At 64.9% G+C, this 14,585-nt stretch carries 12 protein-coding genes; 10 read left to right on the forward strand and 2 right to left on the reverse strand.

Going from position 1 to position 14,585, the window contains the following annotated elements; translation table 11 throughout:
• The 10 genes from lpxB to ispD all read left to right on the forward strand — a co-directional run bounded on the left by lpxB (position 1) and on the right by ispD (position 13,004).
• Complete coding sequence (lpxB, locus tag ABKS89_RS08535) at positions 1-1,143, forward strand: lipid-A-disaccharide synthase (protein ID WP_348587708.1); 1,143 nt, start codon at positions 1-3, stop codon at positions 1,141-1,143.
• Positions 1,143-1,754 (forward strand): ribonuclease HII, encoded by a 612-nt coding sequence (rnhB, locus tag ABKS89_RS08540; RefSeq protein ID WP_348587706.1) that lies wholly within the window; start codon positions 1,143-1,145, stop codon positions 1,752-1,754. The genes lpxB and rnhB overlap by 1 nt, the downstream gene beginning before the upstream one ends.
• Positions 1,755-1,908: 154 nt before the next feature.
• On the forward strand, positions 1,909-5,439 hold the full coding sequence (gene dnaE, locus ABKS89_RS08545; RefSeq protein WP_348587704.1) for a DNA polymerase III subunit alpha: 3,531 nt from the start codon (positions 1,909-1,911) through the stop codon (positions 5,437-5,439).
• Positions 5,440-5,566: 127 nt separating this feature from the next.
• Positions 5,567-6,517 carry an acetyl-CoA carboxylase carboxyl transferase subunit alpha gene (gene accA, locus ABKS89_RS08550; RefSeq protein ID WP_138212679.1) on the forward strand — a complete coding sequence of 317 codons (951 nt, stop codon included), beginning with the start codon at positions 5,567-5,569 and terminating at the stop codon, positions 6,515-6,517.
• 69 nt (positions 6,518-6,586) lie between these two features.
• Complete coding sequence (gene tilS / locus ABKS89_RS08555; protein WP_348587702.1) at positions 6,587-7,906, forward strand: tRNA lysidine(34) synthetase TilS; 1,320 nt, start codon at positions 6,587-6,589, stop codon at positions 7,904-7,906.
• 171 nt (positions 7,907-8,077) lie between these two features.
• Complete coding sequence (gene pyrG, locus ABKS89_RS08560; protein ID WP_348587700.1) at positions 8,078-9,706, forward strand: CTP synthase; 1,629 nt, start codon at positions 8,078-8,080, stop codon at positions 9,704-9,706.
• 2 nt (positions 9,707-9,708) lie between these two features.
• Positions 9,709-10,554: a 3-deoxy-8-phosphooctulonate synthase gene (gene kdsA / locus ABKS89_RS08565; RefSeq protein WP_138212681.1), complete on the forward strand. Its 846-nt coding sequence runs from the start codon at positions 9,709-9,711 to the stop codon at positions 10,552-10,554.
• A gap of 107 nt (positions 10,555-10,661) precedes the next feature.
• Positions 10,662-11,951 carry a phosphopyruvate hydratase gene (gene eno, locus ABKS89_RS08570; RefSeq protein WP_081517903.1) on the forward strand — a complete coding sequence of 430 codons (1,290 nt, stop codon included), beginning with the start codon at positions 10,662-10,664 and terminating at the stop codon, positions 11,949-11,951.
• A gap of 73 nt (positions 11,952-12,024) precedes the next feature.
• Complete coding sequence (gene ftsB / locus ABKS89_RS08575; RefSeq protein ID WP_017521200.1) at positions 12,025-12,309, forward strand: cell division protein FtsB; 285 nt, start codon at positions 12,025-12,027, stop codon at positions 12,307-12,309.
• Entirely contained in the window at positions 12,306-13,004 is a 699-nt protein-coding gene (gene ispD / locus ABKS89_RS08580) for a 2-C-methyl-D-erythritol 4-phosphate cytidylyltransferase (protein WP_138212682.1), read from the forward strand. Before ftsB ends, ispD begins: the two co-directional genes overlap by 4 nt.
• 91 nt (positions 13,005-13,095) lie before the next feature.
• Here ispD and yedF read toward each other — a convergent pair whose 3' ends face one another.
• The gene (gene yedF / locus ABKS89_RS08585) at positions 13,096-13,344 is read right to left on the reverse strand and encodes a sulfurtransferase-like selenium metabolism protein YedF (RefSeq protein ID WP_081517905.1); all 249 of its coding nucleotides are present in this window, start codon (positions 13,342-13,344) and stop codon (positions 13,096-13,098) included.
• Positions 13,310-14,536 (reverse strand): selenium metabolism membrane protein YedE/FdhT, encoded by a 1,227-nt coding sequence (gene yedE / locus ABKS89_RS08590; RefSeq protein ID WP_348587698.1) that lies wholly within the window; start codon positions 14,534-14,536, stop codon positions 13,310-13,312. Before yedE ends, yedF begins: the two co-directional genes overlap by 35 nt.
• Between the last annotated feature and the right edge of the window lie 49 nt (positions 14,537-14,585).

Raw genomic sequence — 14,585 nt, forward strand, 5'->3', positions numbered from 1 at the left:
ATGCAGCCGACCGCACGCAAGCTGCGCGTCGCCCTGGTCGCGGGCGAGGCGTCCGGCGATATCCTTGGTTCCGGCCTCATGCAGGCGCTCAAGCAGCGTCACCCCGACATCGAGTTCATCGGCGTCGGTGGACCGCGCATGCAGGCCGAAGGGTTGCAGTCGCATTTCCCGATGGAACGCCTGGCCGTCATGGGCCTGGTCGAGGTGCTTGGCCGCCTGCGCGAACTGCTGCGCCGGCGCAAGGACCTGGTGAAGATGCTGATCGCGGCCAGGCCAGACGTGTTCATCGGCATCGATGCGCCGGACTTCAACCTGACGCTTGAATTGAAGTTGCGCCGCGCGGGCATCCGCACCGTGCACTACGTCAGCCCCTCCGTCTGGGCCTGGCGGCAGAAGCGTGTACTGAAAATCAAGGAAGCCTGCGACCTGATGCTCGCGCTCTTCCCCTTCGAGGCGCGTTTCTACGAAGAGCACGCGGTACCGGTGCGGTTCGTCGGCCATCCGCTGGCCAACACCATTCCGCTGGAAGCCGACCGCGCCGGCGCGCGCGAGCGTCTCGGCCTGCCGCAGGATGCCACCGTCGTCGCGCTTCTGCCCGGTAGTCGGGGAGGGGAGGTTGGCAAGCTCGGGGCGTTGTTCCTCGATACCGCCCAGCGCCTGCTCCAGGATCGCCCTGGCCTGCGCTTCGTGCTGCCGTGCGCGAGCCCTGAGCGCCGCGTGCAGATCGAAGAAATGCTCGCGGGTCGCGATCTGCCGGTGCAAATGCTTGACGGTGCGTCCCACGAGGCGCTTGCCGCCTGTGACGCCGTGCTGATCGCTTCCGGTACCGCCACACTGGAAGCGCTGCTGTACAAGCGGCCGATGGTCGTCGCCTACAAGGTGGCGCCGATGACCTACCGCATCCTCAAGCGCCTGGTGAAGAGTCCTTACATCTCGCTGCCGAACCTGATGGCCGGCCGCCTGCTGGTGCCCGAACTGATCCAGGACGCGGCGACCCCGGAGGCGCTGGCCACGACCTTGTTGCCCCTGCTCGACGACGGCAGCGTGCAGACCGAATCCTTCGACGCCATCCATCGCGCCCTGCGCCAGGATGCGTCCGCGCAGGCCGCCGAAGCGGTGCTTGCCCTGGTGGAGAAACGCTGATGCAGATGGGCCTGGACTTCACCCTGGTGGAAGAACTGGTGGCCGGTGTCGACGAAGTCGGTCGTGGTCCGCTGTGCGGCCCCGTGGTCACCGCCGCGGTGATCCTCGATCCGGCACGCCCGATCAAGGGCCTCAACGACTCGAAGAAGCTCAGCGAAGCACGCCGCGAGGCTCTGTTCGACGAGATCCGCGAGAAGGCCCTGGCCTGGTGCATTGCCCGTGCGGATGTGCATGAGATCGACCAGCTGAACATCCTCCACGCCACCATGCTCGCCATGCAGCGCGCGGTGGAAGGCCTCAGCGTTATGCCGAAACTGGCGCTGATCGACGGCAACCGCTGCCCGAAACTGAAGGTGCCTTCCGCGCCGGTCGTGCAGGGCGACGCCAAGGTGCCGGCCATCGCTGCCGCGTCGATCCTGGCCAAGGTCAGCCGCGACCGTGAGATGCAGGAAATGGAAGCGCAGTACCCCGGCTACGGCATCGGCGGCCACAAGGGCTACCCGACGCCAGTGCATCTGGAGGCGCTCAAGCGTCTGGGCCCGACGCCCATCCACCGTCGCTCCTTCGGGCCGGTGCGCGCCTTGCTGGAAAACCCTGCCGGCATCCTGTAACACCCTGTTATTACTCTGGAATTCCTCCCGGCCAGCGGCCCGTCGGTGACTTCAAACACCCGGCGCGACGGCTGGCCCATTGATCCCTGTAGCTTTGCGGACAGCCCCGGTACAATCCGGGGCTTGCCGTTTTTCGCGTTTGCCAAGGACCACCATGACCGCCACCTTCGTTCACCTGCGTCTGCACACCGAATTCTCCCTGGTCGACGGCCTGGTACGGGTCAAGCCGCTGATCAAGGCGGTCGGCGGGGCGGGCATGCCGGCGGTGGCGGTGACCGACCTGAGCAACATGTGCTCGCTGGTGAAGTTCTACAAGACGGCCATGGGCGGCGGTATCAAGCCGATCTGCGGCGCCGACATCTGGCTGGCCAATCGCGACGAGGACGGCCCGCTGACCCGCCTGACCCTGCTGGCGATGAACGCCAAGGGCTACCGCAACCTCACCGAGCTGATTTCCCGTGGCTGGCAGGAAGGCCAGCGCAACGGCGAGATCATCATCGAGCGGCAGTGGATCAAGGACGCTGCCGAAGGCCTGATCGCGCTGTCCGGTTCCAAGGAAGGCGAGATCGGCATGGCGCTGCTGGAGGGCGACGACGCTCTCGCAGATTCCCTGCTGGCCGAGTGGCTGGAAGTCTTCCCGGACCGCTTCTACCTGGATATCCAGCGCACCAGCCGGGTGAACGACGAGGAGCACGTGCACGCCGCCGTGGCTCTGTCCGCTCGTAGTGGCGCGCCGCTGGTGGCGACCAACGACGTGCGCTTCATCAAGGAAGCGGACTTCGAAGCCCACGAGACCCGCGTTTGCATCGGTGAAGGCCGTGCCCTGGATGACCCGCGCCGTTCGCGCAGCTATTCCGATCAGCAGTACTTGAAGAGCCCGGAGGAAATGGCCGAGCTGTTCAGCGACATTCCCGAGGCTCTGGAAAACTCCGTCGAGATCGCCAAGCGCTGCAACATCGATGTGCAGTTGGGCAAGTACTTCCTGCCCAACTTCCCGATCCCCTTTGATGACATGGACATCAACGACTACCTGCGCCATGTCTCCTACGAGGGCCTGGAAGAGCGCCTGGCGGTGCTATGGCCGAAGGACACCACGCCGAACTACGAAGAGAAGCGGCAGCTCTACGTCGACCGCCTGGAGTTCGAGCTGGGTACCATCATCCAGATGGGCTTCCCCGGCTACTTCCTGATCGTGATGGACTTCATCAAGTGGGCGAAGAACAACGGCGTGCCGGTAGGCCCTGGCCGTGGCTCGGGTGCAGGCTCGCTGGTCGCCTACGTGCTGAAGATCACCGACCTCGACCCGCTGGCCTATGACCTGCTGTTCGAACGCTTCCTGAACCCTGAACGTATTTCCATGCCCGACTTCGATGTCGACTTCTGCATGGAAGGCCGCGACCGGGTGATCGACTACGTGGCGGGCGCCTACGGCCGCAACGCGGTGAGCCAGATCATCACCTTCGGCTCCATGGCCGCGAAGGCGGTGGTGCGCGACGTGGCGCGGGTGCAGGGCAAGTCCTACGGCCTGGCCGACAAGCTGTCGAAGATGATCCCCTTCGAAGTGGGCATGACCCTGGAGAAGGCCTTCGAGCAGGAAGAGATGCTCCGCGACTTCCTCAAGACCGACGAGGAAGCCCAGGAAATCTGGGACATGGCGCTCAAGCTGGAAGGTGTGACCCGTGGTACCGGCAAGCACGCTGGTGGTGTGGTGATCGCGCCGACCAAGCTGACCGACTTCGCTCCCATCGCCTGTGACGAAGAGGGCGCCGGCCTGGTAACCCAGTTCGACAAGGACGACGTAGAGGCCGCCGGTCTGGTGAAGTTCGACTTCCTCGGCCTGCGGACCCTGACCATCATCAAGTGGGCGATGGAGATCATCCATCGCATCCAGAAGAAGGCCGGCGAGACCGATCTGGTCGACATCGACCGCATCGCGCTGGACGACAAGAAGACTTACGACCTGCTGCAGAAGGCGGAAACCACTGCGGTCTTCCAGCTTGAATCGCGTGGAATGAAGGAGCTGATCAAGAAGCTCAAGCCGGACTGCCTGGAAGACCTCATCGCACTGGTGGCGCTGTTCCGTCCCGGTCCGCTGCAGTCGGGCATGGTGGACGACTTCATCAACCGCAAGCACGGTCGCGAAGAGATTTCCTACCCGCACCCGGATTACCAGTACGCCGGCCTCGAACCGGTGCTCAAGCCGACCTACGGCATCATCCTGTACCAGGAACAGGTGATGCAGATCGCCCAGGTGATGGCGGGCTACAGCCTCGGCGGCGCGGACATGCTGCGTCGCGCCATGGGCAAGAAGAAGCCCGAGGAAATGGCCAAGCAGCGCGGCGGCTTCATCGAAGGCTGCTCCAACAACGGCATCGACGAAAACCTCTCGGGCAACATCTTCGACCTGGTGGAAAAGTTCGCCGGCTACGGCTTCAACAAGTCGCACTCGGCCGCCTACGGCCTGGTGTCGTACCAGACCGCCTGGCTGAAGACCCACTGGAAAGCCCCGTTCATGGCCGCGGTGCTCACCGCGGATATGCAGAACACCGACAAGGTGGTGACGCTCATCGAAGAGTGCCGCCACATGAAACTGCGCATCCTGGCGCCGGACGTGAACAACTCCGAGTTCCGCTTCACCGTCGACGAGGACAACCAGATCGTCTACGGCCTGGGCGCGATCAAGGGCGTCGGCGAGGGCCCGGTGGAAGCCATCACCGAGTGCCGCAACGAAGGCGGGCCATTCAAGACCCTGTTCGACTTCTGCGACCGCATTGACCTCAAGCGGGTCAACAAGCGCACCCTGGAGGCGCTGATCCGCGCCGGCGCGCTGGATCGCCTCGGCCCGCATTTCCATGAAGAGCAGAAGGCCTACCACGCCCACGTCGACATCAACCGCGCCGTGCTGCTGGCGTCCATGGAAGAAGCCGTCAAGGCCGCCGAGCAGACCTCGCGCAGCCACGACAGCGGCCACATGGACCTGTTCGGCGGCGTGTTCGCCGAGCCCGAGGCGGATGTCTACGCCAACCACCGCAAGGTCAAGGAGCTCAACCTCAAGGAGCGCCTGAAGGGCGAGAAGGACACCCTCGGCCTGTACCTGACCGGTCACCCCATCGACGAGTATGAAGGCGAGGTGCGACGTTTTGCCCGCCAGCGCATCGTCGAACTGAAGCCCGCGCGTGATACCCAGACCGTCGCTGGCCTGATCGTCAACCTGCGGGTGATGAAGAACAAGCGCGGCGACAAGATGGGTTTCGTGACCCTGGACGACCGCTCCGGCCGTATCGAAGCCTCGTTGTTCGCCGAAGCCTTCGCCGCCAACCAGGCGCTGCTGCAGACCGACGCGCTGGTGGTGATCGAGGGCGAAGTCAGCCAGGACGATTTCTCCGGCGGCCTGCGCCTGCGCGCCAAGCGCGTGATGGGCCTGGAAGAGGCGCGCACTTCGCTGGCGGAAAGCCTGCGAGTGCGCGTGCATGCCGATGCGCTCAAGGGCGACCGTCTGCGCTGGCTGGCCGACCTCTGCACCCGTCACCGCGGCAGCTGCCCGGTCACTGTCGACTACAGTGGCGAGCAGGCGCGCGCCCTGTTGCAGTTCGGCGAGCAGTGGCGGATCGATCCCGCAGATAACCTGATTCAAGCGTTGCGTGACCAGTTCGGCCGCGACAACGTCTTCCTCAACTACCGCTAGTGAAGCCCGCTAGTGAAGCCGGTGGCCAAAGGCCGCCCGCCCGCCAGTCTCGACCCTTGGCGCCCGATACCGTAAGGTAGGGCGCCTACGGACCAGGCCCAGCCGCCAACAGAACGACGGATAGCCCATGAACCCGAATTTTCTCGATTTCGAACAGCCCATTGCCGACCTGCACGCCAAGATCGAAGAGCTGCGGTTGGTCGGTAACGACAACGCCCTGAACATCACCGACGAAATCTCCCGTCTGCAGGAGAAGAGCAAGGCGCTGACCGAGAACATCTTCGGCAACCTGTCCAGCTGGCAGATCGCCCAGCTCGCGCGCCATCCGCGTCGCCCCTACACCCTGGACTACATCGAGCACATCTTCACCGAGTTCGAAGAGCTGCACGGTGACCGCCACTTCTCCGACGACGCCGCGATTGTCGGTGGCGTTGCCCGCCTGGAAGACCAGCCGGTGATGATCATCGGCCACCAGAAGGGTCGTGAAGTGCGCGAGAAGGTACGCCGCAACTTCGGCATGCCGCGTCCGGAAGGCTACCGCAAGGCCTGCCGCCTGATGGAAATGGCCGAACGCTTCAAGATGCCGATCCTGACCTTCATCGACACCCCCGGCGCCTATCCGGGCATCGACGCCGAAGAGCGCGGCCAGAGCGAAGCGATCGCCTGGAACCTGCGCGTCATGGCGCGCCTGAAGACCCCGATCATCGCCACCGTGATCGGCGAAGGCGGTTCCGGCGGTGCGCTGGCCATCGGCGTGTGCGACCAGTTGAACATGCTGCAGTACTCCACCTACGCGGTGATCTCGCCCGAAGGTTGCGCCTCGATCCTCTGGCGTACCGCCGAGAAGGCGCCGGAAGCGGCCGAGGCCATGGGCATCACCGCCAACCGCCTGAAGGACCTGGGCATCGTCGACAACGTCATCCCCGAGCCGCTGGGCAGTGCCCACCGCGACCCGGCCGCGATGGCCGAGACCATCCGCAAGTCCCTGCTGGGCCAGCTCGACACGCTGAACCAGCTGAGCAGCGAAGAGCTCCTGGCGCGCCGCTACGAGCGCCTGATGAGCTACGGCATCGCCTGATCGACGCCTTCGGCGCAGCGCGGGTGACGAGGTATCCTTGCCTCGTCCCCGACCCTGCCGATCTGCGCCATGTCTGCTGATTTCCAATCCCGACTGCTGAATTTTCTCGCGCCCTGGCGCAACGCGCCGGCGTGGCGTGTCGCCTTGTCCGGCGGGCTGGACTCCACCGTTCTCCTGCATCTCCTGGCGCAACTCGCTGCCCGCGAGGCCTTGCCGCCGATTTCCGCTATTCACGTGCACCACGGCCTGCAGGCTGTCGCTGATGCCTGGCCGGAACATTGCCAGCGTTTCTGCGACTCCCTTGGCGTGCCAATGCAGGTGGCGCGCGTGCAAGTCGATGACGGTGCCAGCCTGGAGCGCGCGGCGCGCGAGGCGCGGTATGCGGCTTTCGCCGCGGCGCTAGGGGCGGGCGAATGCCTGCTGACCGGTCAGCACCGTGACGATCAGGCGGAAACCGTCCTGTTCCGGCTGTTCCGCGGCGCCGGTGTGCGGGGCCTGTCCGCCATGGCGACCAGTCGTCCGCTGGGTACTGGAATGCTGCTGCGACCGTTGCTGGGGTTCAGTCGCGCGGAGCTGGAGCGGTACGCCCGCAGTCATGGGCTGAGCTGGGTGGAGGACCCGTCCAATGCCAGCGACGATTACGACCGCAACTACCTGCGCAACCGGGTGCTGCCGGGCATCGTCCAGCGCTGGCCGTCGGCCGTTGAGACCATCGCCCGCAGCGCCGAGCACCTGGCGGAAGCCGACGGTCTGCTGGGCGAGCTGGCACAGAACGACCTGATTTCCGCCGGTGCCCGCAACGAATACATCGGCATGCAATTGCCCTCGCTGGCCATCGCCGCGCTGGCGGAACTGAGCGAGCCTCGCCAGCGCAATGCATTGCGCCACTGGCTTGCTCCTCTGGCACGACTGCCTGACAGCGCGCACTGGGCCGGCTGGCGGGACCTGCGAGATGCCCGCGAGGACGCCGAGCCGATCTGGCGCCTCGCAGACGGTGAGTTGCGCCGTGCCCATGGCCGGCTCTGGTGGCTGGCCAACCCCTGGCTCGGTTTCGTACCGGCGAATCAGGCCTGGTGCGATTCGTCGCAGCCGCTTTCGCTACCGGACAACGGCTCGCTGCGTTTCGAGGGTGAACCGCCGGGCGGGCTGCTGGAGGTTCGCTACCGGCAGGGAGGAGAAGTCATGCTGCTGGTCGGTCGAGGCTCCCGCGACCTCAAGCGCCTGCTCAATGAAGCGGCCGTGCCGGCCTTCCTGCGTGGCCGTCTGCCGCTGCTCTGGCGAGCCGACGAACTGCTCGGGGTGGCCCTGCTGCCGGACCTGCGGGTGGAGGCAGGGCAGGGCTGGACTCTGCGCTGGACACCTCCGACGAATGACTCGGGTTTGAGCTGATAGCGGCTTTCCGGTAGACTACGCTCCCGTCTTGTACCGCTCCTGTTGATTCGTCTTCGAATCAGTGGGAGTTCGCTATTTTCACGACGAAGTCGTGAGCCGGGTCTTGTACCCGACACCTTCGCTTCCCCGGCGGCCGAGCCGCCTAAACGCTGACATTCAGGGCTTTTCATGACGCGCTACATCTTCGTCACGGGTGGTGTTGTTTCTTCATTGGGGAAAGGCATCGCCTCGGCTTCCTTGGCTGCCATTCTGGAAGCGCGTGGCCTGAAGATCACGATGCTCAAGCTGGACCCCTACATCAACGTCGATCCGGGCACCATGAGCCCGTTCCAGCACGGTGAGGTGTTCGTCACCCACGACGGCGCTGAGACCGACCTCGATCTGGGCCACTACGAGCGTTTCGTTCGTACCACGATGACCCAGAACAACAACTTCACCACCGGTCGCGTCTACATGGACGTGCTGCGCAAGGAGCGCCGTGGTGACTATCTGGGCGCCACCGTGCAGGTCATCCCGCACATCACCGACGAGATCAAGCGTCGCATCATCAAGGGCGCCGGCGATGCCGACGTGGCCCTGGTTGAAGTTGGCGGCACCGTCGGTGATATCGAGTCGCAACCCTTCCTCGAGGCCATCCGCCAGCTGCGCGTGGAGATCGGTTCGCGCCGTGCCATGCTGATGCACCTGACGCTGGTCCCGTACATCGCCACTGCCGGCGAGACCAAGACCAAGCCGACCCAGCACTCGGTCAAGGAGCTGCGCTCCATCGGCCTGCAGCCGGACATCCTGATCTGCCGCTCCGACCATCCGGTGGACGTGTCCTCCCGCCGCAAGATCGCCCTCTTCACCAACGTGGAAGAGCGCGCGGTCATTTCGCTGGAAGACGTCGACACCATCTACCGCATTCCGTCCGTACTGCACGCCCAGGGCGTCGACGACCTGGTCGTCGAGCGCTTTGGCCTGGAGTGCGGCCCGGCTGACCTGTCCGAATGGGACCGCGTGGTCGACGCCAAGCTCAACCCCGAGCGTGAAGTCACCATCGCCATGGTCGGCAAGTACATGGAACTGCTCGACGCCTACAAGTCGCTGATCGAAGCCATGACCCACGCCGGCATTCAGAGCCACACCAAGGTCAACCTGCGCTACATCGACTCCGAGGACATCGAGCAGCAGGGCACCAGCCTGCTCGAAGGCGCCGACGCCATCCTGGTTCCGGGCGGCTTCGGCCTGCGCGGCGTGGAAGGCAAGATCACCGCTGTGCAGTACGCCCGTGAGAACAAGGTTCCGTACCTGGGCATCTGCTTGGGGATGCAGGTGGCTGTCATTGAGTACGCCCGCAACGTGCTGGGCTGGACCGATGCCAACTCCACCGAGTTCGACAAGTCCAGCGGCCACCCGGTCGTCGGCCTGATCACCGAATGGCAGGACGCTACCGGCGCCACCGAAGTGCGCACCGAAGCTTCCGACCTGGGCGGCACCATGCGCCTGGGCGCCCAGGAATGCCTGCTGTCCGCCGGCACCCTGGTGCACGACTGCTACGGCAAGGAAGTGATCGTCGAGCGTCACCGTCACCGCTACGAAGTGAACAACAACCTGCGTCCGCAACTGGAAGCCGCTGGCCTGAAGATTTCCGGCCGCTCCGGCGACGGTGCGCTGGTGGAAGTCGTGGAAGCGCCGGACCACCCGTGGTTCGTGGCCTGCCAGTTCCACCCGGAATTCACTTCCACCCCGCGTGATGGTCACCCGCTGTTCAGCGGCTTCGTCAACGCCGCCCTGAAGCAAGCCGGGAAAGCCTGAACATGACACAGAAGATCATCCGCGTCGGGGATATCCAGATCGGCAACGACCTGCCGTTCGTGCTGTTTGGCGGCATGAACGTGCTGGAATCGCGCGACCTGGCGATGCAGGTCTGCGAAGAGTACGTCAAGGTCACCGAGAAGCTCGGTATCCCCTACGTGTTCAAGGCCAGCTTCGACAAGGCCAACCGTTCCTCGATCACGTCCTACCGTGGTCCGGGCATGGAAGAAGGGCTGAAGATCTTCGAAGAGATCAAGAAGACCTTCAACGTGCCGGTCATCACTGATGTGCACGAGCCTTACCAGGCCGCTCCGGTGGCCGAGGTCTGCGACATCATCCAGCTGCCGGCCTTCCTGTCCCGGCAGACCGACCTGGTCGTGGCCATGGCCCAGACCAAAGCGGTGATCAACATCAAGAAAGCCCAGTTCCTCGCGCCGCAGGAGATGAAACACATCCTGCGCAAGTGCGAGGAGGCGGGTAACGACCAGCTGATCCTCTGCGAGCGTGGCTCCTCCTTCGGGTACAACAACCTGGTGGTGGACATGCTCGGCTTTGGCATCATGAAGCAGTTCGAGTACCCGGTGTTCTTCGACGTGACCCACGCCCTGCAGATGCCGGGCGGTCGCGCCGATTCCGCCGGCGGCCGCCGCGCCCAGGTCACCGACCTGGCCAAGGCCGGCATGAGCCAGGGCCTCGCCGGCCTGTTCCTGGAGGCCCATCCGGACCCCGAGAACGCCAAATGCGACGGTCCGTGCGCCCTGCGCCTGAACAAGCTCGAGCCTTTCCTGTCCCAGCTCAAGCAGCTGGACGACCTGGTCAAGAGTTTCCCCACTATCGAGACTGCCTGAGAGTCCGCCCGATGTGCCCCGTAGCGTCAAGCTCGGCGGGGCATCGGGCAGGTTCTGATGTCTCACCAGCCGCCCCGTTTATCTCTATCTTCGGAGTGTTATCAAGAATGGCAAAGATCGTCGACATCAAGGGCCGTGAGGTCCTGGACTCCCGCGGCAACCCGACCGTTGAAGCGGACGTGATCCTGGACAACGGCATCGTCGGCAGCGCTTGCGCCCCGTCCGGTGCATCCACCGGTTCCCGCGAGGCTCTCGAACTGCGCGATGGCGACAAGAGCCGTTACCTGGGCAAGGGCGTGCTGAAAGCCGTGGCCAACATCAATGGCCCGATCCGCGACCTGCTGCTGGGCAAGGACGCGGCTGACCAGAAAGGTCTGGATCACGCGATGATCGACCTCGACGGCACCGAGAACAAAGGCAAGCTGGGCGCCAACGCCATCCTGGCCGTCTCCCTGGCTGCCGCCAAGGCCGCCGCTCAGGCCAAGGGCGTGCCGCTGTACGCGCACATCGCCGACCTGAACGGTACCCCGGGCCAGTACTCCATGCCGGTTCCGATGATGAACATCATCAACGGCGGCGAGCACGCTGATAACAACGTCGACATCCAGGAATTCATGGTTCAGCCGGTTGGCGCCAAGAACTTCGCCGACGCACTGCGCATGGGCGCCGAGATCTTCCACCACCTCAAAGCCGTGCTGAAGGCCCGTGGCCTGAACACTGCCGTGGGTGACGAAGGTGGCTTCGCGCCGAACCTGGCTTCCAACGAAGACGCCCTGGCCGCCATCGCCGAAGCCGTCGCCAACGCCGGCTACAAGCTGGGCGACGACGTGACCCTGGCCCTGGACTGCGCCTCCTCCGAGTTCTTCAAGGACGGCCAGTACGACCTGGAAGGCGAAGGCAAGGTGTTCAGCGCCGAAGGTTTCGCCGACTACCTGGCCGGCCTGACCCAGCGCTACCCGATCATCTCCATCGAAGACGGCATGGACGAGTCCGACTGGGCTGGCTGGAAAGTCCTGACCGACAAGATCGGCGAGAAGGTACAGCTGGTCGGTGACGACCTGTTCGTGACCAACACCAAGATCCTCAAGCGCGGCATCGACGAGCAGATCGGCAACTCGATCCTGATCAAGTTCAACCAGATCGGCTCGCTGACCGAGACCCTGGAAGCCATCCAGATGGCCAAGGCTGCCGGCTTCACCGCCGTCATCTCGCATCGTTCGGGCGAAACCGAGGACAGCACCATCGCTGACCTGGCTGTCGGCACTGCCGCTGGTCAGATCAAGACCGGTTCCCTCTGCCGCTCCGACCGCGTTTCCAAGTACAACCAGCTGCTGCGTATCGAAGAGCAGCTGGGCGCCAAGGCGCCGTACCGTGGTCGCGCGGAATTCCGCGGCTGATCCTGATCCTGATACTAGTCTGGTACGGTGAAGGGGTGGCAGGAGCCACCCCTTTGCGTATGGAGCTGATAGTTTGAGGTTACGTAGCCCTTACTGGCTGTTCGTCGTGCTGATCCTGGCGCTGGCCGGCCTGCAGTATCGCCTGTGGGTTGGTGATGGCAGCCTGGCGCAGGTGCGCGACCTGCAGAAGCAGATCGCCGACCAGCAGGGCGAGAACGAGCGCCTGCTCGAGCGTAACCGCATCCTCGAGGCGGAAGTCGCCGAGCTCAAGAAAGGCACCGAGACCGTCGAGGAGCGTGCACGCCACGAACTCGGCATGGTCAAGGACAAGGAAACCCTCTACCAGCTCGCGCAATGACCACTCCCGCCTTCTGGGCCGTGATCCCGGCCGCCGGCATCGGTTCGCGGATGCGCGCCGACCGCCCCAAGCAATACCTCGACCTTGCCGGTCGCAGCATTCTCGAACGCACCCTCGACTGCTTCCTCGGCCATCCCCGGCTGAAGGGTCTGGTGGTGTGCCTGGCCGCCGACGATCCCTGGTGGCCGACCTTGCCGAGCGCTTCCAACGAACTGATCCAGCGTGCCGACGGTGGCCGGGAGCGCGCCGATTCCGTGCTCAATGGCCTGCTGCGTCTGACCGAGCTGGGCGCAGGCAGCGACGACTGGGTGCTGGTGCATGACGCCGCCCGGCCGAACCTGGCTCGCGCTGATCTGGATCGCCTGCTGGGCGAGCTGGAGTTCGACGCCGTGGGTGGCCTGCTCGGCGTGCCCGCAAGGGACACCCTCAAGCGCGTGGGTGCCGACGGCCGCGTCGTGGAAACCATCGACCGCAGCGTGGTCTGGCAGGCCTATACCCCGCAGATGTTCCGCCTCGGCGCGCTGCACCGCGCGCTCGCCGATGCGCTGGTGGCCGACGCCGCCATCACCGACGAGGCTTCTGCCATGGAATGGGCGGGCTATGCGCCGCGCATGGTGGAAGGGCGGGTGGACAACATCAAGGTCACCACCCCGGAAGACCTGCAGCGCCTGCTGCGCAACTTCGCCAAGCACTGACCCCTTCGCAGCCAGATCGGAGCACCCTGTAGGAGTGCGCCATGCGCACGAGCGCGACCATGGCCCGCCCCTACAGGTTGAGCGCCGGGCATTAGCCCAGCAGCGGGACTTCGATCAGGAAGCGGAACAGCGCTCCATGCTGCTCCACCGCCAGGCAGTGATAGCCATGGCGCTTGGTGTCTTCCGGAATGCCGTGCACCGACTGCGAACAGTCGGTGATCACCTCCAGCAGATCGCCCGGCTTGAGCGTCTCCAGGGTCTCCAGGGTGGCGATGGCGTTGTACGGGCAGTGTTCGCCGCGCAAATCAAGCGACAGCGTCGGCGTCTTGGTGTCGGGCATCGGACGGTTTCCGTTTACGGGTGAATCGTTGCGCGTTGAGTTGTACCAGCAGCATGCACAATGCGAGGCCGGCAAAGGTGATCAGCAGGCCGCCCCCAGGGCCGAACTCCTGCAGCAGGTTGAGCTTGGGATAGGGCAGGGCGAGGCTGGTGCCGAGCTGGTCCCAGTACACCGCGACCAGAGTGCCGCCGATGACGTTGCCGACGCCCACTACCCAGAAGTGCACCTGGCCTTCCATCGAGCGATACATCCAGCCTGTCTCGCAGCCGCCGGCCAGCACGATGCCGATACCGAACAGTACGCCGCCGATCACGGCGTTCGGGCCCATCCAGAAGATCTTCGGCGGCAGGCCGTTGTGGATCGCCGCAAAGGTGCCGACGCAGGCGGCCGCCATGCCCAGCAGGATGCCCAGTGCAGCCTGGGTCCGGCCGGTGGTCCAGAGGTCGCGGGCGGCGCTGGTGAAGCAGATCTGCGCGCGCTCGATCAGGCCGCCGAACAGCAGGCCGAACAGGCAGGCCATGCCCAGCACCAGCGAGACTTCGAAGCGCCAGGCAGCGAACAGCGCGGCGATCGCCAGCACGCCCATGCCCAGTCGCCATTGCAGCTTGGCGCGGCGAGCGAGCGCTTCGGCAGTTGGCAGGGCGGCGGCCTTGCCGCCGACTTTGAGCGGAATGCGCAGGAAGGGCAGCAGGCTGATCTTCACGCCGAACCAGGCACCGATAACGGTGGAGATCATGAAGGCCCAGGCGTGCACGGAGAACATCGGGATGCCGGTGAAGAAGGCCGCCAGGTTGCAGCCCATCGCCAGGCGCGCGCCGAAGCCGGCGATGACCCCGCCGATCAGGCCTTGGAGCAGACGGCGCTTGCTGGTCGGCCAGCGCAGGCTGACGTTGCCGGCCCAGAGCGCGCAGACCAGTGCGCCGAGGAACATGCCGATGATCATCACGCCATCAATGCGGTCCAGCGGCGTGCCTTGCAGGCCGATGATCTTGAAGTAGCTCCATTCCTGCGGTTGCAGGCCGAACCAGGACAGCACATGGCCGCCCCAGCGGGTGAACTCGCCGGTGACCGCCCAGAAAGTGCCGGTCATGGCGAAGTAGTAGGCCGAAATGACGCCCAGGGCGACCAGCGTCGGCAGGGGCGACCAGAAGCGCAGCAGATAGCGCTCGCGGAAGGAAGAAAGGGCTGACATCGCGTCGTCCTTGATCCGAAGGGTGGGAAACCGCCCATTCTAGCCAACG

Source organism: Pseudomonas sp. LABIM340, from assembly GCF_040017195.2.
GTDB lineage: Bacteria > Pseudomonadota > Gammaproteobacteria > Pseudomonadales > Pseudomonadaceae > Pseudomonas.